The sequence below is a fragment of the Streptomyces antnestii genome (assembly GCF_004005495.1).
GTDB classification, from domain to species: domain Bacteria; phylum Actinomycetota; class Actinomycetes; order Streptomycetales; family Streptomycetaceae; genus Streptomyces; species Streptomyces antnestii.
In genome coordinates this window covers 52,521-73,488 of sequence record NZ_RZYA01000003.1, presented here as the reverse complement: position 1 = coordinate 73,488, position 20,968 = coordinate 52,521, and the positions used below count along the sequence as shown (strand labels likewise).

21 protein-coding genes, 2 tRNA genes and 1 other RNA gene are annotated in these 20,968 nt (G+C 73.1%); 13 read left to right on the top strand and 11 right to left on the bottom strand.

Features of this window, described 5'->3' with window-relative positions; all coding sequences use genetic code 11:
• Positions 1 to 118: 118 nt before the first annotated feature.
• From EOT10_RS08195 to EOT10_RS08180, 4 genes are all read right to left on the bottom strand, one after another.
• Positions 119 to 203 (bottom strand) — tRNA-Ser (locus EOT10_RS08195).
• Between the two features lie 59 nt (positions 204 to 262).
• The gene (gene tadA, locus EOT10_RS08190) at positions 263 to 694 is read right to left on the bottom strand and encodes a tRNA adenosine(34) deaminase TadA (protein WP_127827815.1); all 432 of its coding nucleotides are present in this window, start codon (positions 692 to 694) and stop codon (positions 263 to 265) included.
• Between the two features lie 123 nt (positions 695 to 817).
• Entirely contained in the window at positions 818 to 1,369 is a 552-nt protein-coding gene (locus tag EOT10_RS08185) for a tRNA adenosine deaminase-associated protein (protein WP_127827414.1), read from the bottom strand.
• 164 nt (positions 1,370 to 1,533) lie between these two features.
• Complete coding sequence (locus tag EOT10_RS08180) at positions 1,534 to 1,728, bottom strand: hypothetical protein (RefSeq protein WP_127827413.1); 195 nt, start codon at positions 1,726 to 1,728, stop codon at positions 1,534 to 1,536.
• Between the two features lie 94 nt (positions 1,729 to 1,822).
• On the opposite strand from EOT10_RS08180, the gene upp reads away from it, so the two are divergent.
• A complete protein-coding gene (gene upp, locus EOT10_RS08175) occupies positions 1,823 to 2,458 on the top strand; it encodes a uracil phosphoribosyltransferase (protein WP_127827412.1) in 636 nt (211 codons plus the stop codon).
• A 47-nt stretch (positions 2,459 to 2,505) separates the two neighbouring features.
• On the opposite strand, the gene EOT10_RS08170 is transcribed toward upp, so the two are convergent.
• A complete protein-coding gene (locus tag EOT10_RS08170; protein ID WP_127827411.1) occupies positions 2,506 to 3,153 on the bottom strand; it encodes a LytR C-terminal domain-containing protein in 648 nt (215 codons plus the stop codon).
• 102 nt (positions 3,154 to 3,255) lie between these two features.
• Positions 3,256 to 3,552 (bottom strand): type II toxin-antitoxin system VapB family antitoxin, encoded by a 297-nt coding sequence (locus EOT10_RS08165; RefSeq protein WP_003955420.1) that lies wholly within the window; start codon positions 3,550 to 3,552, stop codon positions 3,256 to 3,258.
• A 120-nt stretch (positions 3,553 to 3,672) separates the two neighbouring features.
• Here EOT10_RS08165 and EOT10_RS08160 point away from each other — a divergent pair, with 120 nt between their 5' ends.
• Positions 3,673 to 5,343 carry a helicase HerA-like domain-containing protein gene (locus EOT10_RS08160; RefSeq protein ID WP_127827410.1) on the top strand — a complete coding sequence of 557 codons (1,671 nt, stop codon included), beginning with the start codon at positions 3,673 to 3,675 and terminating at the stop codon, positions 5,341 to 5,343.
• A gap of 77 nt (positions 5,344 to 5,420) precedes the next feature.
• On the opposite strand, the gene EOT10_RS41210 is transcribed toward EOT10_RS08160, so the two are convergent.
• The 4 genes from EOT10_RS41210 to EOT10_RS08145 form a co-directional block, all read right to left on the bottom strand.
• Positions 5,421 to 5,576, bottom strand: a complete 156-nt coding sequence (locus tag EOT10_RS41210) for a hypothetical protein (protein WP_189491413.1) — start codon at positions 5,574 to 5,576, stop codon at positions 5,421 to 5,423.
• A gap of 58 nt (positions 5,577 to 5,634) precedes the next feature.
• Complete coding sequence (locus EOT10_RS08155; RefSeq protein ID WP_127827409.1) at positions 5,635 to 6,012, bottom strand: hypothetical protein; 378 nt, start codon at positions 6,010 to 6,012, stop codon at positions 5,635 to 5,637.
• A 117-nt stretch (positions 6,013 to 6,129) separates the two neighbouring features.
• Positions 6,130 to 6,732: an HhH-GPD-type base excision DNA repair protein gene (locus EOT10_RS08150; RefSeq protein ID WP_127827408.1), complete on the bottom strand. Its 603-nt coding sequence runs from the start codon at positions 6,730 to 6,732 to the stop codon at positions 6,130 to 6,132.
• Between the two features lie 77 nt (positions 6,733 to 6,809).
• Positions 6,810 to 7,571, bottom strand: a complete 762-nt coding sequence (locus EOT10_RS08145) for a sulfite exporter TauE/SafE family protein (RefSeq protein WP_127827814.1) — start codon at positions 7,569 to 7,571, stop codon at positions 6,810 to 6,812.
• A 108-nt stretch (positions 7,572 to 7,679) separates the two neighbouring features.
• Between EOT10_RS08145 and EOT10_RS08140 the strand changes: the two genes are divergently transcribed.
• The 5 genes from EOT10_RS08140 to EOT10_RS08120 all read left to right on the top strand — a co-directional run bounded on the left by EOT10_RS08140 (position 7,680) and on the right by EOT10_RS08120 (position 11,969).
• The gene (locus EOT10_RS08140) at positions 7,680 to 8,579 is read left to right on the top strand and encodes a LysR family transcriptional regulator (protein WP_127827407.1); all 900 of its coding nucleotides are present in this window, start codon (positions 7,680 to 7,682) and stop codon (positions 8,577 to 8,579) included.
• A 120-nt stretch (positions 8,580 to 8,699) separates the two neighbouring features.
• The gene (locus EOT10_RS08135; RefSeq protein ID WP_127827406.1) at positions 8,700 to 9,035 is read left to right on the top strand and encodes a cupin domain-containing protein; all 336 of its coding nucleotides are present in this window, start codon (positions 8,700 to 8,702) and stop codon (positions 9,033 to 9,035) included.
• Positions 9,036 to 9,253: 218 nt separating this feature from the next.
• On the top strand, positions 9,254 to 10,081 hold the full coding sequence (locus EOT10_RS08130) for an isocitrate lyase/PEP mutase family protein (protein WP_127827405.1): 828 nt from the start codon (positions 9,254 to 9,256) through the stop codon (positions 10,079 to 10,081).
• 34 nt (positions 10,082 to 10,115) lie between these two features.
• Complete coding sequence (locus EOT10_RS08125) at positions 10,116 to 10,949, top strand: PP2C family protein-serine/threonine phosphatase (RefSeq protein WP_127827404.1); 834 nt, start codon at positions 10,116 to 10,118, stop codon at positions 10,947 to 10,949.
• Between the two features lie 66 nt (positions 10,950 to 11,015).
• Positions 11,016 to 11,969, top strand: coding sequence for an MASE1 domain-containing protein (locus EOT10_RS08120; RefSeq protein ID WP_431313265.1), 954 nt, complete (start codon positions 11,016 to 11,018; stop codon positions 11,967 to 11,969).
• 90 nt (positions 11,970 to 12,059) lie between these two features.
• On the opposite strand, the gene EOT10_RS08115 is transcribed toward EOT10_RS08120, so the two are convergent.
• Positions 12,060 to 12,147, bottom strand: a tRNA-Ser gene (locus tag EOT10_RS08115).
• A 121-nt stretch (positions 12,148 to 12,268) separates the two neighbouring features.
• Between EOT10_RS08115 and ffs the strand changes: the two genes are divergently transcribed.
• From ffs to EOT10_RS08085, 6 genes are all read left to right on the top strand, one after another.
• Positions 12,269 to 12,363: signal recognition particle sRNA small type (gene ffs / locus EOT10_RS08110), an RNA gene on the top strand.
• A gap of 67 nt (positions 12,364 to 12,430) precedes the next feature.
• Positions 12,431 to 14,683 (top strand): DNA polymerase III subunit gamma and tau, encoded by a 2,253-nt coding sequence (locus EOT10_RS08105; RefSeq protein ID WP_127827402.1) that lies wholly within the window; start codon positions 12,431 to 12,433, stop codon positions 14,681 to 14,683.
• A gap of 168 nt (positions 14,684 to 14,851) precedes the next feature.
• Positions 14,852 to 16,105 (top strand): phosphoribosylamine--glycine ligase, encoded by a 1,254-nt coding sequence (purD, locus tag EOT10_RS08100; RefSeq protein ID WP_127827401.1) that lies wholly within the window; start codon positions 14,852 to 14,854, stop codon positions 16,103 to 16,105.
• A gap of 247 nt (positions 16,106 to 16,352) precedes the next feature.
• Positions 16,353 to 18,227, top strand: a complete 1,875-nt coding sequence (locus tag EOT10_RS08095) for a hypothetical protein (protein ID WP_431313264.1) — start codon at positions 16,353 to 16,355, stop codon at positions 18,225 to 18,227.
• Between the two features lie 184 nt (positions 18,228 to 18,411).
• The gene (locus EOT10_RS08090; protein WP_223280885.1) at positions 18,412 to 19,953 is read left to right on the top strand and encodes a N,N-dimethylformamidase beta subunit family domain-containing protein; all 1,542 of its coding nucleotides are present in this window, start codon (positions 18,412 to 18,414) and stop codon (positions 19,951 to 19,953) included.
• Between the two features lie 105 nt (positions 19,954 to 20,058).
• Positions 20,059 to 20,955: a phosphoribosylaminoimidazolesuccinocarboxamide synthase gene (locus EOT10_RS08085; protein WP_127827400.1), complete on the top strand. Its 897-nt coding sequence runs from the start codon at positions 20,059 to 20,061 to the stop codon at positions 20,953 to 20,955.
• Positions 20,956 to 20,968 lie beyond the last annotated feature (13 nt).

Genomic DNA, 20,968 nt, shown 5'->3' with positions numbered 1-20,968 from the left:
CCATCCGTTCGGCTGGTTATCGCGTTTTCGGGGCGCGCGGCGCCAACTGCCCCACGCGCGGCCGGACATGCAGAACGCCCCTCTCCCCCGGTGACCCGGGGAAGAGGGGCGTTGTCAGCGGTAGCGGAGGGATTTGAACCCTCGGTGACTTGCGCCACACTCGCTTTCGAGGCGAGCTCCTTCGGCCGCTCGGACACGCTACCGAGAGGAACTCTAGCCCAAGGTGGGCCGTGGTCTGAAATCGGTATCCGGGAAAGTGTGCTCAGCGGTCCCGGAAGAAGGACGTGAGCTGCCGCGCGCACTCGTCCGCCAGTACGCCCTCGATCACTTCAGGCCGGTGGTTGAGCCGCCGGTCGCGGATCACGTCCCACAGGGAACCGGCCGCACCGGCCTTCTCGTCGCGCGCCCCGTAGACGACCCGGTCGACCCGGGACTGCACGAGGGCGCCCGCGCACATCGTGCACGGCTCCAGGGTGACGACGAGCGTGCATCCCGTGAGCCGCCACTCCCCGAGCACCTTGGCGGCCCGCCGGATCGCGAGCACCTCCGCGTGCGCGGTCGGGTCGCCGGTCGCCTCCCGCTCGTTGTGCCCGGAGGCGAGCACGGTCGTGCCGTCCGGGCCGAGCACGACAGCCCCCACGGGCACGTCACCGCCCTCGGCGGCGAGCCGCGCCTCCCCGACGGCGAGGCGCATGGCCTGCCGCCAGGGGTCGCGTACGGGGTCCGGTGCCTGGTCTTCGGTGCTCACGGGCGGAATCTAGCCGACCGCGTACGGGCCGACCGTGACGGGCCGGCGCGCGGGCGGGGCCTACGGGACCTATCGGACCGTTTCGAGGACCTCCGCCGCTCCCAGGACCTCGGCGATCTGGCCGAGGGCGTCGTTGGTGTCGAGTGCGAGGAGCTCCTTCTCTGAGACTCCGAGGTCGGCGAGGATCCTGGTGTCCCCGATCGGGCCCACGGGCACGGCCTCGGCGGAGGATCCCGCCGTGTCGTCGTCCCCGTCGCCGTCCTCGTCGGACAGGTCGGGCTCGCCGTCCTCGGTCCCGTCGAGATCCAGGGCGTCCAGCTCGTCCTGGTCGGGATCCTTGCCGAGCAGTTCGTCGGTGAGCAGGATCTCGCCGTACGAACTCCGGGCGGCCGCGGCCGCGTCGGAGACATAGATACGAGGGTCCTCCTCGCCGTCCACACGGACGACGCCGAACCAGGCGTCCTCCTGTTCGATGAAGACGAGCACCGTGTCGTCCTCGGCGCCGGCCGAGGCCTCTCTGGCCAGGTCGGTGAGATCCGACATGGCCTCCACGTCGTCGAGCTCTGTATCGCTCGCTTCCCACCCGTCTTCGGTGCGCGCGAGCAGTGCGGCGAAGTACACCGTGACTCTCCCACTGGTCTCAGGTGTGCCGGTTGGACTTCCCCCCGGCGGACTGGGGGAGGCGGGGTGTCCGATTCCGAGCCCCGCCCAATCGGCATCGTGGCAGAAACCATCGCTTCAGGAGAGGTCTTCGGCCCGCTGTGTTCGCGTGTGTTCGCGCGTCGTCACCAGCGGAACGTCCGCATGCGCATCTGCTGCCGCATCCGGGCCGCCCTGGCGCGGCGTGGCCGGACCCGGTCGCGCAGCTCGCGCGCCTCCGCCAGGTCCCGCAGGAACTGGGCGCGGCGCCGTCGGCGCTCGGCCTCGCTCTCCGCCTGATCCGGGTCCTGTCCCCGGTCGTGCTGTCCCTGATCCGGCATAGGCACACCACCCCAGTCCGAGGTTTCACTTTCCCTCCGATGGCGGGTTTGATGCCAGCGCGGGGGTGCCTCGGGCCCGGTTACTGTTGAGGACATGCGGATCCACGTCGTCGACCACCCGCTGGTGGCGCACAAACTCACCACGCTGCGCGACAAGCGCACCGACTCCCCGACCTTCCGGCGCCTCGCCGACGAGCTGGTCACCCTGCTCGCGTACGAGGCCACCAGGGACGTGCGCACCGAGCAGGTCGACATCGAGACCCCGGTCTCGAAGACGACCGGTGTGAAGCTCTCCCACCCGCGGCCCCTGGTCGTGCCGATCCTGCGGGCGGGCCTCGGCATGCTCGACGGCATGGTGCGGCTGCTCCCGACGGCCGAGGTCGGCTTCCTCGGCATGGTGCGCGACGAGGAGACGCTCCAGGCGTCCACGTACGCGACGCGCATGCCGGACGACCTGTCCGGGCGTCAGGTGTACGTCCTCGACCCGATGCTGGCGACCGGCGGCACGCTCGTCGCGGCGATCCAGGAGCTGATCAAGCGCGGCGCGGACGACGTGACGGCCGTGGTGCTGCTCGCCGCCCCCGAGGGCGTGGAGATCATGGAGCGCGACCTCGCCGGCACGCCGGTCACGGTCGTGACGGCCTCGGTCGACGAGCGGCTCAACGAGAACGGGTACATCGTCCCGGGCCTCGGCGACGCGGGCGACCGGATGTACGGGGCGGCCGAGTAGCCACCCCGTACGCCTGCCGAGCGGTGCTCAGTACTGCTCAGCAGGGTTCAGCAGTGCTTCTTCGACGCGGCGGGCGTCGGTGAGGGCTTGGCCAGCGCGGCCAGGGCCTTGTCGGCGTCCGCCTTCGTCGTGAGCTGCTTGAACGAGGTGCCGATGATCAGGTCGACGGTGGCCGGCCTGGCGCGGCCGTCGGTCTTCAGCTCGGCCCCCGGGAGCTGCGTGCCGAGGACCGGCAGCGCGGCGTCGGTGGCGGTCTTCGCGCCGAGCAGCAGACCGGGTCCCTTGACCTTCTTGTCGTACTCCTTGGCCGCGTTCCCCACGTCGCCGATCGTGAAGCCACGTTTCTTCAGCTCGTCGGCGGTCTGCTTGGCGAGGCCGCTGCGCGGCGTGGCGTTGAAGACGTTGACCGTGACCTGGCCGGGCTTCGGCAGGACCTTCGGGCTCGCGGAGGGGCTGGGCGACGCGGACGGTCTCGTCCGGCAGTCGCCGGTGGCGCCCGCGGCCGAGGCCTTGTCGCCGCCGGTGAAGACATCGATCAGCTGGAGGGTGCCCCAGCCGATCAGGCCGACCGCCACGACGGAGGCGACGACGGCGAGCACGATCCTGCTGCGCCCGCGGCTCCGGCGCATACGCGGATACTTGTCTCCCGTGATGCGGTACTTGCCGCCCATGCCGGGGGGAGTGAGCATGCTCATGGGCGCAGCGTAGTGCGCACCGGCGATGATTCCTACTAAATGATCATCGGTCCGCGCCGGGGACTACCCGAAAGGGTCAACGCGGGCGCGGGGCCCCGTGGCTCAGCCCAGCTCGAGGACGCGGGCGTGCAGCACCTGGCGCTGCTGGAGCGCGGCGCGCACGGCGCGGTGGAGGCCGTCCTCCAGGTAGAGGTCGCCCTGCCACTTCACGACGTGCGCGAAGAGGTCGCCGTAGAACGTCGAGTCCTCGGCGAGCAGCGTTTCGAGGTCGAGCTGGCCCTTGGTCGTCACGAGCTGATCGAGGCGGACCGGGCGCGGCGCGACGTCCGCCCACTGCCGGGTGCTTTCCCGGCCGTGGTCGGGGTACGGCCGGCCGTTTCCGATGCGCTTGAAGATCACACGGAAAGCCTACCGGGCCCGGCTCTCCGGGCGCAGCCATGGAGACGGAGTGCAACGCTGGGAAATGCCGCCCTAAACAGGGGCAAACCGGGAACACTCCAGCCGGGACAGGGGCCAGAAATGAGCGACAGTGAGCCGATCCCGGCCGGGAAGGCGAATGCGGAGCCCTCGTCGGGGGTAGAAGCGGGCGCCGCGTTGACGCCCGAAAGCGCTTCCCCGCCACCGGCAAGCGCCGCCCTCCCCGCCCCCGCCGCCGAGATCGCCGCCGGGTACGCCTTCACCGGGCCCGCCCTCGACCTCGGCGCGCTCGTGTGGGACGGGCAGTGCCTGCCGGACGCGCAGATCCGGATCCCGCTCGGGATGCTCAACCGGCACGGCCTCGTCGCGGGCGCCACCGGCACCGGCAAGACCAAGACGCTCCAGCTCGTCGCCGAGCAGCTGGCCGCGCAGGGCGTCCCCGTCTTCCTCGCCGACATCAAGGGCGACATCTCGGGGGTCTCCGCCCCGGGGCAGCCGAACGCACGCGTGACGCAGCGGGCGTCCGAGGTCGGCCAGGAGTGGCGGGCGACCGGCTTCCCCTGCGAGTTCTACGCGCTCGGCGGCATCGGCCCCGGCATCCCGCTGCGCGCCACCATCACCGGCTTCGGCCCGGTCCTGCTCGCCAAGTGCCTCCAGCTCAACCAGACACAGGAGCAGTCCCTCGGCCTGATCTTCCATTACGCGGACCAGAAGGGCCTCGAACTCGTCGACCTCAAGGACCTGCGCGCGGTCGTCGCGTTCCTCACCTCCGACGAGGGCAAGCAGGAGCTGAAGACCATCGGCGGCCTGTCCACGGCGACGGCGGGGGTGATCCTGCGCTCCCTGACCGCGTTCGAACAGCAGGGCATGAGCGACTTCTTCGGCGAGCCCGAGTTCGACAGCAGCGAGCTGCTGCGCACGGCGCCGGACGGCCGCGGCCTGGTCTCCGTACTCGAACTGCCCGCCGTGCAGGACAAGCCGCACCTCTTCTCGACGTTCCTGATGTGGCTGCTCGCGGACCTGTTCCAGGATCTGCCCGAGGTCGGTGACGTGGAGAAGCCGAAGCTGGTCTTCTTCTTCGACGAGGCGCATCTGCTCTTCAACGGCGCCTCCAAGGCCTTCCTGGAGGCGATCACGCAGACGGTGCGGCTCATCCGGTCCAAGGGCGTGGGCGTGTTCTTCGTGACGCAGACGCCGAAGGACGTACCGTCCGACGTCCTCGCCCAGCTCGGCAACCGCGTCCAGCACGCGCTGCGCGCCTTCACGCCCGACGACCAGAAGGCGCTCAAGTCGACGGTGAAGACGTTCCCGAACTCCGCGTACGACCTCGAAGAGCTGCTGACCTCGCTCGGTACGGGCGAGGCCGTGGTCACCGTGCTGAGTGAGAACGGCGCGCCGACGCCGGTCGCCGCGACCCGGCTGCGGGCGCCCGAGTCGCTGATGGGGCCCGTCGAAGCGGGCGCGCTGGACAAGGCGGTGAAGGAGTCGGCCCTGTACGCGCGGTACGCCGACGCGGTGGACCGCGAGTCCGCGTACGAGAAGTTGACGGCCCGTGAGGCCGAGACGCGGGCGCGCGAGGACGCCGAGGCGGCCGAAGCGGCCGAGAAGAAGGAACAGACGGCCCACAGGGCGGACCGGGCGAAGCCCAAGGAGGAGACGTCCGTCGTGGACCAGGTGGTGGGCAGCGGGGTCTTCAAGTCCCTTGCCCGGTCGGTCGGTACGCAGCTCGGGCGGGAGATCTCGCGGTCGCTCTTCGGGACGCGGCGGCGGTAGCCCCGGCTTGTGTGGTCCCCAGCCCTGGTCCTGGTCCCGGTCCCGTAGTGCGCGCGGGGCCGGGACCGTCGTCGTTGTCAGGTGCGGTTGCGGTTGCGGTCGTGCGGGTCCGGGGCCGCGTCGTGTGGCCTGTCGTCGGTGGGGGGCTTCGGGGTCTCGGGTGCGGGATGTGCGTCCCGGGTCGCTTCGGCGCGCAGCAGGGCGCGCAGGATCGCGTAGGGGTCTGTGGGCATGGGGGTGCCGTCCTTGTCGTGCCGGCTCGGTCCGTGGGGGCGGTGGCGGACGGAGCTGTCAGCAGCGCAGGACGACGCAGCGCAGGACGTTCAGGGCGCGGAGGGCGGCGCGGGGCGCATGGGGGCGCACAGGTGGTGCGGGGGAGCGCTCGGGGAGCGTGGTGGCGGCGCGTCCGGCGCGTCCGGCGCGTCCGGTGGGGAGGCGGGTCGCATGGCCGGTCGGGAGGCGCAGGGCCGTGTCGGGGGCGTCCTGATGGAGTTCGCCGGGTCCGGTGGCGGAGGACGCGGCGGCCGGCGCGACCGTGGCCGCGGTGGCGGGGGCGCCGGCCGCGAGGGCCGTGCAGAGCAGGGTGACGAGGACGAGCAGCGCCCTGACCCAGGCGGGCGGGCGCGTGGTGCGGCGGCCCGTGCCGGTGGGGGAGGCGTGTGCGCTCATGGACGTCAATGTCCCCCGGCGACGCCCCGAGGACGATCAACGGCGCCGAGATCCGCCCTCATGGACTACGCCGGGGCTACGACCGGGGCCACGGCCGGGGCACCGGGTTACCTCCCCTTACTTCCCCGTGGCCTTGGCCGCCTTCGCCGCCTTGGCCGCCGCCTTCATCTCCTGTTTGTGCGCCCGCACCTTCGTGAGCGACGCGGGCCCGGTGATGTCCGCGACCGACCGGTAGGACTTCGCCTCCCCGTACGCGCCCGCGGCCTCGCGCCAGCCCTTGGGGCGTACCCCGAGCTGCTTGCCGAGCAGGGCCAGGAAGATCTGGGCCTTTTGCGTGCCGTAGCCGGGCAGGTCGCCCAGGCGCTTGAGGAGTTCCCGGCCGTCCGTGACGCCTTCCCAGACGGCGCTCGCGTCCCCGTCGTAGTGCTCGACGAGGTACTGGCACAGCTGCTGGATCCGCTTGGCCATCGAGCCGGGGTAGCGGTGCACGGCCGGTTTCGTGGACAGCAGCGCCGCGAAGGCCTCGGGGTCGTACGAGGCGATCTCGTGTGCGTCCAGATCGTCGGCGCCCATGCGCGTGGCGATCGTGTACGGGCCCGCGAACGCCCACTCCATCGGCACCTGCTGGTCGAGCAGCATGCCCACGAGGGCGGCCAGCGGGCTGCGGCCGAGCAGCGCGTCGGCCTCCGGCTCCTGGGCGAGGTGAAGGGTGACGTCCATACGTCGATGATCGCGCGGCGGGGGCCGGGCCGCAGTTCCGGGCCGCCCGTCCCCGGGCTCGCGTACTGCTCACGTGATCAGCCGCGTACGAGAAGGATCACCGAGGCGGTGACGCCGACCACGACGATCACCGCCCGCAGCGCCGCCGGGGGCAGTCTGCGGCCGTACCTCGCGCCCACCAGGCCGCCCAGCGTGGAGCCGACGGCGATCACGGCGGCGGCCACCCAGTCGACGTCGGCGACGGCGATGAAGACGATCGCGGCGACGCCGTTCACGATCGAGGCCAGGACGTTCTTCGCCGCGTTGAGCCGCTGGAGCTCGTCCTGGAGGAAGCTGCCGAACATGCCCATGAGCAGCACGCCCTGCGCGGCCCCGAAGTAGCCGCCGTACACGCCGGTCCCGAGCACGCCGAGCCACATGGGGACCCCGCCGTCGGAGCGCCTCGCGGTGGCCTGGCGCCGCTTCGACCAGGCGCTGAGCCGGGGCTGGAGCACGACGAGGACGCACGCGGCCAGGATGAGGACGGGCACCACCGCCGTGAACGCGCGGGCCGGCAGCTTCAGCAGGAGCAGCGCGCCCGTGAGCCCGCCGATCAGCGAGGCCGTGCCGAACCGGAGCAGCCGCTTCCGCTGCCCCTTCAGCTCGCGCCGGTAGCCGTACGCGGCGCTGAGCACGCCCGGCACGAGCCCGATGTTGTTCGACACGTTGGCGAGCACCGGCGGATAGCCGAACGCGAGGAGCGTGGGAAAGGTGATGAGTGTGCCGGAGCCGACCACGGCGTTGATCGCGCCGGCGGCGACACCGGCCGCGCCGATCGCCACTGCTTCGAGTGCATCCACGCCCGAGATCGTTTCGGAGCCCGACATCCAAGTCAATCCTCGGAAATTATTGGAGAGTTGCAAGGTCTGGCTTGGGGAGCGGGCTTGCGGTCTGGTTACGTTGGCGCGGTGACCCTCGACGATCTCCGTGTCTACGTAGCCGTGTGCGCGGCGGGCAGCCTCAGCGCCGTCGCCCGCGATCTCGCCTGTACGCAGTCGGCGGTGAGCCAGCACATCCGGCGCCTCGAACGCGAGGTGGGCGTCACCCTCCTCGAACGGCACGCGCGCGGTGTCCTGCCGACCGCCGCCGGACGCATCCTCCAGAGCGCGGCCGCGGAAGGCATCGGCGGCATCGACGTCGCCCTGCGCCGCCTGCGTGACCTGGCGCGCGGCGAGAGCGGCACGGTGCGCGTCACGACGGGCGCGACGACCGTGCGCCACTTCATGTCCGAGGCCATCGTCGGCTTCCGGCGCCGGCACCCGCAGGTGAGCCTGGAGTTCCAGACGGTCTCCTCCAGCCACAGCGCCTACGAGGCGCTCGCCGCCCACGACCTCGACCTCGCCTGGGTCACCATGGGCGCGCCCGAACGCGGCATCGAACAGCGCCCCGTGGCCGAGCTCCCCTGGGTCCTCGCGGTCCGCGCCGACGACCCGCTCGCCGCCCGTGAGCGCATCGAGCCCGACGACCTGGCCGCCGCCCACCTCATCAGGCCGCCCGAAGGGTCTACGTCCCGCGCGCTGCTCGACCGCAACTTCGCCGCACTCGGCATCGTCAGGACGGACGGGCCCGACGCGGGAGTCGCCGACTGGGCCACCGCCGTGCACCTCGCCGAGCTGGGCCTAGGCCACGCGGTCGTCCCCGAACTGCCCGGCTGGCGCGACCGGGACCGCGTCGGCCCCGCCCTCGTCCCCGTACCGTCGCTGCCGCCGCTCGCGGTGGGCTGGGCGGTGCGGCGCTGGTCCACGCTGACGCCGGTGGCGAAGGGCTTCGCCGACCTGGTGGCGGAGCACTGCCGGGCCGAGGGGTAGGGCGGGGCGGCCGCCTGCTGCGGCCGGAGTGCGGGCGGCGGGCGCCCTTTGTGGCGGGGCCGGGTCGCAGGGTGGACGCCCTTTGTGGCGGGGGCCGGGTCGCAGGGGGACGCTGGAGTCATGACCACGACCTCTGTGACCTACGACCTGAACGCTCTCGCCGACAAGCATCTCGCCGCCGCGCGGAGCGCCGCCCACGGCCGCAGCGCTCACCTCCTGCTCCGTGAGGAACCCCTGCGGCAGAGCGTGATCGCCCTGACGGCCGGATCCGCTCTGGAGGAGCACAACGCCCCGCCCGCCGCGACCCTCCAGGTGCTGCGGGGCGAGGTCGTCCTCACGGCGGTGTCGGGTGACGTGACGCTCAAGGCGGGCCGGCTCCACGCGATCCCTCAGGAGCGGCACGGGCTCCGCGCCGTCACGGACGCGGCGGTGCTCCTGACGGCGGTCAACGACTGACGTGCCGCCGGGCCCTCCGGACATGCGGGCGCCAACGATGGGCATGCGCCCGCGACGTCCCGGACAGGGACATGCCGGCGCCAACGACCGACGCGCGCGCCCGCGCCCTCCCGGACATGTCGGCGGACACCGAACCGTTCCGCGCCTAGCGTGCGCCGTATGACGGGACGACGGGGCCGACGGGGCCCACGGCCGGCCCCCCTCGAAGGGAACCCCCGATGAACCGCCCCTCCCCGGCGAGCCCGTTCGCGGCCCTGCACCACGCCCCCGGCGCGCCCCTGCTCCTCCCCAACGCCTGGGACCACGCCTCCGCCGCCGCGCTGGCCGGACAGGGGTTCGCGGCGATCGGCACGACGAGCCTCGGCGTGGCCGCCGCCGCCGGGCTGCCCGACGGCGCCGCCGCCACCCGCGAGGAGACCTTGCGCCTGGCCCGCCGCCTGGGCAGGGGAGCGTTCCTGCTGTCCGTGGACGCCGAGGGCGGCTTCAGCGACGACCCGGCCGAGGTCGCCGGGCTCGCCCGCGAGCTGGTCCGGGCGGGCGCGGTCGGCATCAACCTGGAGGACGGCCGCCCCGACGGCACCCTCACCCCGGCCCCCCTCCACGCCGCGAAGATCGCCGCGGTCAAGGCCGCCGTACCCGGCCTGTTCGTCAACGCCCGCACGGACACGTACTGGCTCCCGGACCCGGACACCGCCCCGGAGCCGGAGACGCGGCGCCGGCTCGACGCGTACGCCCGGGCGGGCGCCGACGGCGTCTTCGTGCCGGGCCTGAGCGACCCGGCCGCGATCACCGCCCTGGTGACGCACCTGCGCCCCTCCGGTCTCCCCCTGAACATCCTCTACTCCCCCAAGGGCCCCACCGTCCCCGAACTCACCGCACTCGGCGTACGCCGGATCAGCCTCGGCTCACTCCTCTTCCGCGTGGCACTCGGCGCGGCGGTCACGGCGGCGCTCGACGTACGGGCGGGCCGGGACACGGGCCGCGCGGCGCCGGCGTACGGCGAGGTCCAGGAACTGAGCAGCGGTGGGGGCGAGGCGGAAATATGATGAATCCGGGGTTTTCCGTAGCGCGGAGCGGTCCATGACGCAGCGTCGTCCGAGCGAGTCCGAGAGCGCCGACGACCTGCTGACCAGGCTCGGGCGGCTCGCGGCACAGGCGCGGGCCGGGGCGGAGCTGCAGCACGCCCGGGTGGAGCTGGCGGAGGCCCTGCAGCGCGAGATGCTCCCCGCCTCCCTGCCCGCCCTGCCCGGCCTGTCGACGGCCGCCTGTTACGCCCCGGCCCGAAACGGCCTGGACATCGGCGGCGACTGGTACGACGGCTTCCCCTCCGCCGACGGCACCCTCGGCTTCTCCATCGGGGACGTCCAGGGCCACGACGTCGAGGCCGCCGCCTTCATGGGGCAGATCCGTATCGCCCTGCGCGCGGTGGCCGCCTTCGCCACCGACCCGGGCGAGGCACTCGGCCAGGCCAACGACCTGCTCCTCTCGATGCACCGCGACCTCTTCGCGACCTGCAGTTTCCTCCGGTTCGACCCGGAGACACGGGTCCTGGAGAGCGCCCGGGCGGGCCATGTCCCCGCGATCTGGGCCACGGTCGACGGCCGGTTCGGCATCTGTGAGGACGCGGGCGGGCTGCCCCTGGGCATGCTGCCCGCCACGGGGTACCCGGTCACCCGGCACCGCCTCACGACGCCGGGCGCCTTCGTGCTGGTCACCGACGGTGTCGTCGAAGGGCCGTCGTTCCCGATAGAGGCCGGCCTGGAGTGCGTGGCCCGGGTGGTCGCGGCGGGGGCGGGCGCCGACGCGGCGGAACTGGCCGCCGAGGTGATGAAGGTCGCCGACTGCACCGGCCACCAGGACGACGCGGCGGTGCTCGTGCTGCGTCATGACGCGCCATCGGTCCTGGCAGGGTGACAGCGGGCCCCCGGCAGCGCGTGTCACGCTCCGCCGCGGGACGGGGACTGATTATGTGATGCGGTGGTGCGCACCGAGGAATCCCGACGTCTTGCCGAAGACCTGCTGCGGATTCTCGTGGTCGCCGCCGCCTACTACGTGACCGGACGGATCGGCCTCATGCAGGAGGTCGTCCTCCAGGGCGCGACCGTCACCCCCCTCTGGCTCCCGACGGGCATCGCCGTCAGCTGCCTGCTCTGGTGGGGCCCGCGGATCTGGCCGGGCATCGCGATCGGCGCCTTCTTCCTCGTCGAGACGATCACCGGCTTCTCCCTGAAGCCCGTCGACACGGTGATCGTCGCCGCGAACACCCTCGCGCCTCTGTGCGCCTGGCTGCTGCTCCGCCGGGTGGGCTTCCGCGTCGAGCTGGACCGGCTGCGCGACGGGGTGGCCCTGGTGTTCCTGGGCGGTCTGCTGCCGATGCTGCTCAGCTCCACCGTCGGCGTGTGCGTACTGGCGTTCACCGGCAACCTGGCGTGGAGCGCCTTCGGGCCGGTGTGGGCCGCGTGGTGGGCCGGCGACACGATGGGCGTACTCGTGGGGACCCCGCTGCTGCTCGTACTGCGCCGGGCCCGGCCGCCCTGGGACATGAGCCGGTGGCCGGAGGCCGCGGCCCTGGCGGTCACCGCGTGCGTCGTCGTCCCCGTGGCCACGAGGAGCCCGCTCGCGCTGCTCTTCCTCGTCTTCCCGCTCCTCACCTGGGCGGCGCTGCGGTTCCAGCTCGCGGGGGCGGCGCCGTGCGCGCTGCTGGTGTCCGTCCTCGCGATCTCGGCGGCCAACCACCGCATCGGCCCCTTCTCGGACCACTCGCTCTTCGAGGTCATGGTCACCCTCCAGGCCCTCAACGGCTCCGCGGCGCTGACCGCACTCCTGCTCGCGGCCATCGTCACGGAGCAGCAGAGCGTCAAGCAGAAGATCGAACAGGCGGTCAGGGACCTGACGGAAGTGGTCGAACACCTGGCACCACGTCGCAACGGATGACCCCGCCCCCGGTACGACGAAGGTCCCGGTACGACGAAGGCCCCGGCCGCTGAGCGGTCGGGGCCTTCGTTTATTGCCCGGTGAGAGCAATGGCGGAGGATACGAGATTCGAACTCGTGAGGGGTTGCCCCCAACACGCTTTCCAAGCGTGCGCCCTAGGCCACTAGGCGAATCCTCCGCCGCAAACAATACAAGACGTTGGGGGGTGCTCGCGAACATGATCCGGGGCGGAGGCCGAGGCGGGGATCGGGCCGGGGGCCGGGCTCGTGATTCGGGCCGGGCATCCGCTACTGTGGAGCCCAGCCCCTCACGTGGCGCTATCTGACTGAACTCCCCCAGGGCCGGAAGGCAGCAAGGGTAGGTCGGCTCTGGCGGGTGCGTGGGGGGCCCTTTGCGTTCCCGGACCGCACGTTCCCCCTCGGCGGCCGTGGTTGTCAGTGGGCGCCTATAACCTCGTATACGTGTCGTCTCTCGCGCTCTACCGCCGCTATCGCCCGGAGTCGTTCGCCGAGGTCATCGGGCAGGAACATGTGACCGACCCGCTGCAGCAGGCGCTGCGGAACAACCGGGTCAATCACGCGTACCTGTTCAGTGGCCCGCGCGGCTGCGGCAAGACGACGAGCGCGCGCATCCTCGCGCGGTGTCTGAACTGCGAGCAGGGCCCCACACCGACGCCCTGCGGCGAGTGCCAGTCCTGCCGCGACCTGGCGAGGAACGGGCCGGGTTCGATCGACGTCATCGAGATCGACGCCGCGTCGCACGGTGGTGTCGACGATGCCCGTGACCTGCGAGAAAAGGCCTTCTTCGGGCCCGCGAGCAGCCGGTACAAGATCTACATCATCGACGAGGCCCACATGGTCACGCCGGCGGGGTTCAACGCTCTGCTGAAGGTCGTCGAGGAGCCGCCGGAGCACCTCAAGTTCATCTTCGCCACGACCGAGCCCGAGAAGGTCATCGGGACCATCCGGTCGCGTACGCACCACTACCCCTTCCGGCTCGTGCCCCCCGGGACGCTCCGCGACTACCTCGGAGAGGTCTGCGGCAAGGAGGACATCCCGGTCGAGGAAGGCGTGCTCCCGCTCGTCGTGCGGGCCGGTGCCGGGTCCGTGCGTGACTCGATGTCCGTCATGGACCAGCTGCTCGCCGCCGCGGCCGAGCACGGTGTGACGTATGCCATGGCGACGTCACTGCTCGGGTACACGGACAGTTCGCTGCTCGACTCCGTGGTCGAGGCCTTCGCCTCGGGTGACGGCGCCGCCGCCTTCGAGGTCGTCGACCGCGTCATCGAGGGGGGCAACGACCCGCGCCGGTTCGTCGCCGACCTCCTGGAGCGGCTGCGGGACCTGGTGATCCTGGCCGCCGTGCCGGACGCGGTCGAGAAGGGCCTCATCGACGCCCCGGTGGACGTCGTGGAGCGGATGCAGGCCCAGGCCGGTGTCTTCGGCGGCGCCGAGCTCAGCCGCGCCGCCGACCTGGTCAACGAGGGGCTCACGGAGATGCGCGGCGCCACCTCGCCCCGCCTCCAGCTGGAGCTGATCTGCGCGCGCGTGCTGCTCCCCGCCGCGTACGACGACGCCCGCTCCGTCATGTCCCGGCTCGACCGCCTGGAGCGCGGGGGGAACTTCGTACCCGGCGGCCAGGGCGCCGGACCCGCGATGGGGTACGTGCCCGCGCCCGACGCCCATCCGGGCGCGGCCGCCGCGCAGGTCCCTCCGGGCGGCGGACCGGCCGCTGCCCGGGCCGCGGTACGGGGGCCCGGCCCGGAGCCCGCCCCGGCGGCTCCCGCGCCCGTACCTCAGGCTGCGCCCGCGCCCCCGGTGTCCGCGCCGCCGGTCGCGCCCGCCGCTCCGGTCGAACCCGCGCCCGCCGCGGCCCCGGCCGCGCCCGCACAGCCCGCGCCCGCTCCCGCGACCACCGGGTCGGCACCCGGAGCCTGGCCCACCGCCGCCCCGGCCGGCGGCGGCAGGCGTCCCGGCGGCTGGCCCACGGCCGCGCCCGCCGGCGGCGGAGGCCAGGCCGCCGGCCCAGTCGGCGGCGGAACTGTGCAGCCTCCCGCCGCGGCGCCCCCCGCCCAGCCTCAGCACCAGGCCCCCGCACAGCCCCCCGTCGCGGCCCCGCCCGCCGCCGGCGGTCTCGACCCGCGCAGCCTGTGGCCGAACATCCTCGAGGTGGTGAAGAACAAGCGCCGCTTCACCTGGATCCTGCTCAGCCAGAACGCGCAGGTCACCGGCTTCGACGGGACGACCCTCCAGCTCGGCTTCGTGAACGCGGGAGCGCGTGACAACTTCGCGAGCAGCGGCAGCGAGGACGTCCTGCGGACCGCGCTCGCCGAGCAGTTCGGCGTGCAGTGGAAGGTCGAGGCGGTCGTCGACCCCTCGGGCGGCGGCGGTGGTGGCCAGGCCCCGCCTCCCGCCCCGGGCGGCGGGTACAACCCGGGCGGCGGTGCCCCCGCGGCCCCCGCCCCGCAGTACCCGGCGGCCCCGCAGGCCCAGGCCCCCGCCGCGCCCAGGCCCCCGGACCGGCCCGCCCAGGCGTCCGCCCCCGCCCAGGCCCCCGCGCCGAGACCGTCGGCCCAGGAAGCGCCCCCGGTCTCCATCGAGGACGACATCCCGGCTGACGACGACCCGGATCTCGACGAGTCGGTCCTGTCGGGCCACGACCTGATCGTCCGCGAGCTCGGGGCGACGGTCGTGGAGGAGTTCACGAACGAGTAGGGCTAGGGCTCAGGCTGGCGCGGCCAGTTGGGCCTGCCCCGCCCGCCCGGGCGTGAGTACGGGGCCACCCGCTCGCGCCGCCGGATGGAGAAACGCACGAACGCGGACCGCCCCCGCTCTCGGCGGCCCGTACAAGAGCACACCGGGCCGCCGCCTATGCTGGCTGGCGTGAAGGTCCTCGTCATCGGTAACGGCGCCCGCGAACACGCCCTGTGCCGCTCACTGTCCCTCGACCCCGACGTCTCCGCGCTGCACTGCGCGCCCGGCAACGCAGGAATCGCCGAGGTCGCCGAGCTGCACCCGGTCGACGCCCTCGACGGCGCCGCCGTGGCCCGCCTGGCCGGTGAGCTGGCCGCGGACCTCGTCGTGGTCGGCCCGGAGGCACCCCTTGTCGCCGGGGTAGCCGACGCCGTACGCGCCGCGGGCATCCCCTGCTTCGGCCCCTCCGGGGAAGCCGCGCAGCTGGAGGGCTCGAAGGCGTTCGCCAAGGACGTGATGGCGGGCGCCGGTGTGCCGACCGCCCGCTCGTACGTGTGCACCACCCCGGCCGAGGTCGACGAGGCGCTCGACGCCTTCGGCGCCCCGTACGTGGTCAAGGACGACGGGCTCGCGGCCGGCAAGGGTGTCGTCGTGACCGACGACCTCGAGGCCGCCCGCGCGCACGCCAACGCCTGCGACCGCGTCGTCATCGAGGAGTTCCTCGACGGCCCGGAGGTCTCCCTCTTCGCGATCACCGACGGCGTCACCGTCGTCCCGCTCAAGCCCGCGCAGGACTTCAAGCGCGCGCACGACGGCGACGCGGGCCCGAACACCGGCGGCATGGGTGCCTACTCGCCGCTCCCGTGGGCCGACCCGAAGCTCGTCGACGAGGTCATGGAGACGGTCCTCCAGCCGACCGTCGACGAACTGCGCCGCCGCGGCACGCCCTTCTCGGGCCTGCTGTACGCGGGGCTCGCGATCACCTCGCGGGGCGTCCGGGTCATCGAGTTCAACGCCCGCTTCGGCGACCCGGAGACCCAGGTCGTCCTGGCCCGCCTGAAGACCCCGCTCGCGGGCGTCCTCCTCGCCTCGGCCAACGGCACGCTCGCGGACCTGCCGCCCCTGCGCTGGAGCGACGAGGCCGCCGTGACCGTGGTCGTCGCCTCCTACAACTACCCGGGGACGCCGCGCACCGGCGACCCCATCACCGGGCTCGACGAGGTCGCGGCGCAGGACGCGCCCTACGCGTACGTCCTGCACGCCGGGACGAAGCGGGACGGGGACGCCGTCGTCAGCGCGGGCGGCCGGGTGCTTTCGGTGACGGCGACCGGTTCGGACCTCACGCAGGCCCGCGAGCGCGCGTACACCGCCGTGGCCCGCATCGGTCTCGACGGCTCGCAGCACCGCACCGACATCGCGGCGAAGGCGGCCGCGGAGGCCTGATCGTCAGCCTCACGTGCGTGAACCTCAGGCCCTGGATCCGAACCGGATCCGGGGCCTGAATGTCATCTACCTCTGCCCAAAGCCATTCCATCGAGTGACCGCTGGCCCATCCGGCTGACGATGCGGTGCGCCCCAACTAGGGTGCGGCGCAAGCGTTCCGGCACTTGGCCCACCGGCATTGCGATGTCAGTGACGGGTGCCACAGTGGGGGAGTGGACAACGCCATGGGTGCAGGCAACACAGGCAGATGGGGGTGACGTCGGTCGTGTCCGGTATGGGTGCGGAGATGGGCGCGCAGGCCGCGCGCTCCCGGGCGCTCGCGGTGCTGCGCATCCGCGGCAGGGCGCTGGCCGTGGCCCTGCTGCCCGCGGCCGTCGCGGTCGTGCTGGCCGCGGGCGCCGCCACCGGTCACATGGTCGGTGGCGGCTGGCGCGCGGCGCTGTGGATCATGACGGTCGTCGCCCTCGTCGTCCTGGCCGCGGCGGTGGGCATCGCCCTCGTGGTGGCCCGCGCCCGCCCGGCGGTCAGCCCGACGGTGGCGATCGCCGAGGAGCGGGCCCCCGATCTGTACCGGCTCGTGCGCGATCTCGCCGACCGGCTCGAAGTCCCCGCCCCCTCGGCGATAGCGCTCACCCCGGACTGCGACAGCTGGCTTGAGGACCGTACGCATCCCGCGCACGGGCCGCCCAGCTCCAAGGGCGGCGACGGCCGGGTCCCCGCCGCGCCCGTCCTGGTCATTGGCTCCCCCTTCCTGTGGTGGATGCGCGTGGGCGAGCTGCGCGCCGTACTCGCCCCGGTCGTCGCCGGTACGGGGCCCTCCGCGCACCCGGACATAGCCGCCGCCCGGCGCTTCGTGCGGGGCCTGGACGCGGCGGTCGCCGTCGCGTCGGCGCCCGGCCGCGGACCGCTCGGGCGGGTGGTGCTCGGCGGCGTCGGCTGGGTGGTGCGCCTGCTGCTGCGCGGCTGCCGGGGGCACGCGGGCGAGATGGAGCGCGGGGTCGCGGCGGCCGCCGCCGAGCGGGCGCAGGCCGTGGACTACGGCGTGCGGATCGTCGCCCAGGAGCAGGTCGGCCTGGCCTACGCGGGCTGGGACCGGCTGCTCACCCGGGTCGCGCTGCCCGCCTGGCGCATGGGGCGCTGGCCCTCCCGTCTGGACGCGGGCGTCGTGGCCGCCCTCACCGAGCTGTCCCGGCGCGACCGCCTCGCCGAGGGGTTCGCCTCCCGGCTCGGGGAGCGGCCCGCCTGCGATCTGCTTGAGGAGCCGGGCACGGTGGACGAGGCGGCGTCGCTGCTCGCGGCCCGGCTGTTCCACGGCGGCCCCGCCGAGCAGGGTGCCGACTGGGCGCCGGTGGGCTGGGACGAGTATCCGGAGGAGGTCGTGGACCGCAAGTGGCGCATGGACGCGGCCCGTCTGCACCGCGTTCTCGACGCGCTCGGTGTCCGCGGCTCGGCGGATCCCGCGGTCCCCGGCCGGGAGGGCCCGACACTCGCCCGGGTGATGGACCACCTCGCGACGGTGACCCGGCCCACGCCGCAGCCCACCGCTCCGACGCCGGAGCCGGCCTCCGCCCTCCCCACCGCGGACGAAGCCGCCACCACTCCGGAAGACACCCCCCAAGCCGCCCCCGAAGCCGACCTCACCACCCCAGAGGCCCCTGAGGGCGCCCCCGAATCGAACCCCGAATCGGACCCCGGATCCGACCCCGAAGACGGTCCCGCCGGGCTGCTCGCCGCCGGGCTCAGCGCCGAGTCCGCCCGGGAGGAGAGCGAGGCGGCCGCCCTGCGCCCCGCTCCGCCCGCGCCCACCGCGGGACAAGGCCCCGCCGACGCCCTGTGGGACGAGGGCATGCTGCCGCTTTTCCCGCTCCAACCACCGCGTACCGGCCGCGAGTTGGTGGCCGACCACGTGACGGCGATGGTGTGCTGCGCCGCGGTCGACACCGCCGGGGCGGCCCCCGGGCTCGACTGGCTGGACGGCCCCTCGCTCCTGGTCGACGGCGAGCGCACCAAGGACCTCGCCGCGCGCGTCCTGAGCCTCGTGGAAGAGGGTGACCCGGAGCCGCTGCGGGCCTGGCTCGTGCGCCTGGGCATCCGCCCCGAGAAGCCGGTCCGGCTGGTGTAGGCCACGCCGCGAACACCCGCCACCCGGACCCCTCAAAACCCTCAACCCCCGGAGGGATACGTTCCGTTCACGTCAATTCGCGACGAACGGTGACGGAGTGCATGCGTAATGTGATGTGCTGGGGTCAGTAGCTGAACAGACGGCGCGCCAAGAAGGCTCGGGGGAGCGAGGGAGGGAGGCGGGCATGGGGCCGGAACGGGAGGACCAGCAGGCCGCACGGCCGGAGCGCGCGCGCTCCCCCCGCACCATCCGCCGCTGGGAGTCCGGCGCGCTCGCCCACGCCGTGAGCGACCCCTTCGGCCAGGGCCCCCTGCCGTGGCTGCGCGGCAGCGAGCACTACTTCGACGACACCGGCCAGGTCGTCCCTTGGTACGTCGACCACGCCCCTCAGCCCGGCGCGAGCACCCTCGCGACCACCATCCCGAGCCCCCGTGCCGGCGGCCCCCGCATGGCGGACGACGTGCACCGCCAGATCAAGGGGTTCACGTCGACCGGTGCGGCCGCGCCCGGCGAGGCGATCGACTTCCACATCACCGTGGACCCGCCCCAGCAGTTCAGCGTCGACATCTACCGGATCGGCCACTACGGCGGCGACGGCGCCAGCAAGATCATCACCAGCCCGCGGCTCTCCGGCATCGTCCAGCCGCCCCCGCTCACCGCGGACCGCACGGTGTCCTGCCACCACTGGTGGCTCTCCTGGCGCCTCCAGATCCCGTCGTACTGGAACGTGGGCGCGTACGTCGCCGTCCTCACCACCGTCGACGGTTACCGCTCGCACGTCCCCTTCACCGTCCGCGACAGCCGCCCCGCCGATCTCCTCCTGCTCCTGCCGGACGTGACCTGGCAGGCGTACAACCTCTACCCGGAGGACGGGCACACGGGCGCGAGCCTCTATCACGCGTGGGACGAGGAGGGGCGGTTGCTCGGCGAGGGCGACGCCGCGACGACGGTCTCCTTCGACCGCCCGTACGCCGGCGCGGGCCTCCCCCTGCACGTCGGCCACGCCTACGACTTCATCCGCTGGGCCGAGCGGTACGGCTACGACCTCGCGTACGCCGACGCCCGCGACCTGCACGCGGGCCGCGTCGACCCCACCCGGTACCGGGGCCTCGTCTTCCCCGGGCACGACGAGTACTGGTCGACACCGATGCGCCGCACGACGGAGCTGGCCCGCGAGCACGGCACCTCACTCGTGTTCCTCTCCGCCAACACCATGTACTGGCAGGTGGAGTTGGGCCCGTCCCCGTCGGGCGTGCCGGACCGGCTGCTCACCTGCCACAAGCGCAGGGCCCCCGGGAAGTCCGCCCTGTGGCGCGAGATCGACCGCCCCGAGCAGCAGCTCATGGGTATCCAGTACGCGGGCCGCGTCCCCGAGCCGCACCCCCTCGTCGTGCGGAACGCGGACCACTGGCTGTGGGAGGCCACGGGCGCGCACGAGGGCGACGAGATCGACGGTCTGGTCGCCGGCGAGGCGGACCGCTACTACCCGCGCACGGCGCTGCCCGAGCACGAGGACCGGATCCTCCTCGCCCACTCGCCGTACCGCGACAGCGAGCGGGCGCCGCGCCACCAGGAGACGTCGCTGTACCGGGCGCCGTCGGGTTCGCTGGTCTTCGCGTCGGGCACGTTCGCCTGGTCACCGGCCCTCGACCGCCCCGGCCATGTCGACCCGCGGATCCAGCGCGCGACGGCCAACCTCCTCGACCGGATCTGCAAACGCGACTGACCCGCCGCGCCCCCACCACCACCGCCCCCGCCGGACCCGTGGCCAAAACTCGTCCCCGTATGAGCGAGAATCAGGTGCACTCGTACATATCCACGGGGAGGAACCGTGTCCGGATTCGTCGAAAAGCCCGAACCGCTTCAGGTGCCGGGCCTGGTACACCTCCACACCGGAAAGGTGCGGGACCTGTACCGGAACGAGGCGGGCGACCTCGTGATGGTCGCCTCCGACCGCATGTCCGCCTACGACTGGGTACTGCCCACGCTCATCCCGGACAAGGGCCGCGTCCTCACGCAGCTCTCGCTGTGGTGGTTCGACCAGCTCACCGACCTGGCCCCCAACCACGTCATCTCCACGGAGCTGCCGGCCGGCGCCCCCGCCGACTGGCAGGGCCGCACCCTCATCTGCAAGTCGCTGGACATGGTGCCCGTGGAGTGCGTGGCCCGCGGCTATCTGACCGGCTCCGGCCTCGTCGAGTACAACCAGTCCCGCACGGTCTGCGGCCTCGCCCTGCCCGAGGGCCTGACCGACGGCTCGGAGCTGCCCACCCCGATCTTCACGCCCGCCACGAAGGCCGAGGTCGGCGAGCACGACGAGAACGTGAGTTACGAGGAGGTCGTGCGCCAGGTCGGCGAGGAGACCGCCTCCGCGCTGCGCGAGGCCACGCTCGCCGTCTACAGCCGGGCCCGGGACATCGCGCGTGAGCGCGGCGTGCTCCTCGCGGACACGAAGTTCGAGTTCGGCTACGACGGCGAGACGCTGATCCTCGCCGACGAGGTCCTCACCCCCGACTCGTCCCGCTTCTGGCCGGCCGGCGAGTGGCAGCCGGGCCGCGCCCAGCCGTCCTTCGACAAGCAGTTCGTGCGCGACTGGCTCACGTCGGCCGAGTCCGGCTGGGACCGCAAGAGCGAGCAGCCGCCGCCAGCGCTGCCGCAGGAGGTCGTGGACGCGACACGCGCCAAGTACATCGAGGCGTACGAGCGCCTGACCGGCGTCAGCTGGTAACCACGGCGCGGCA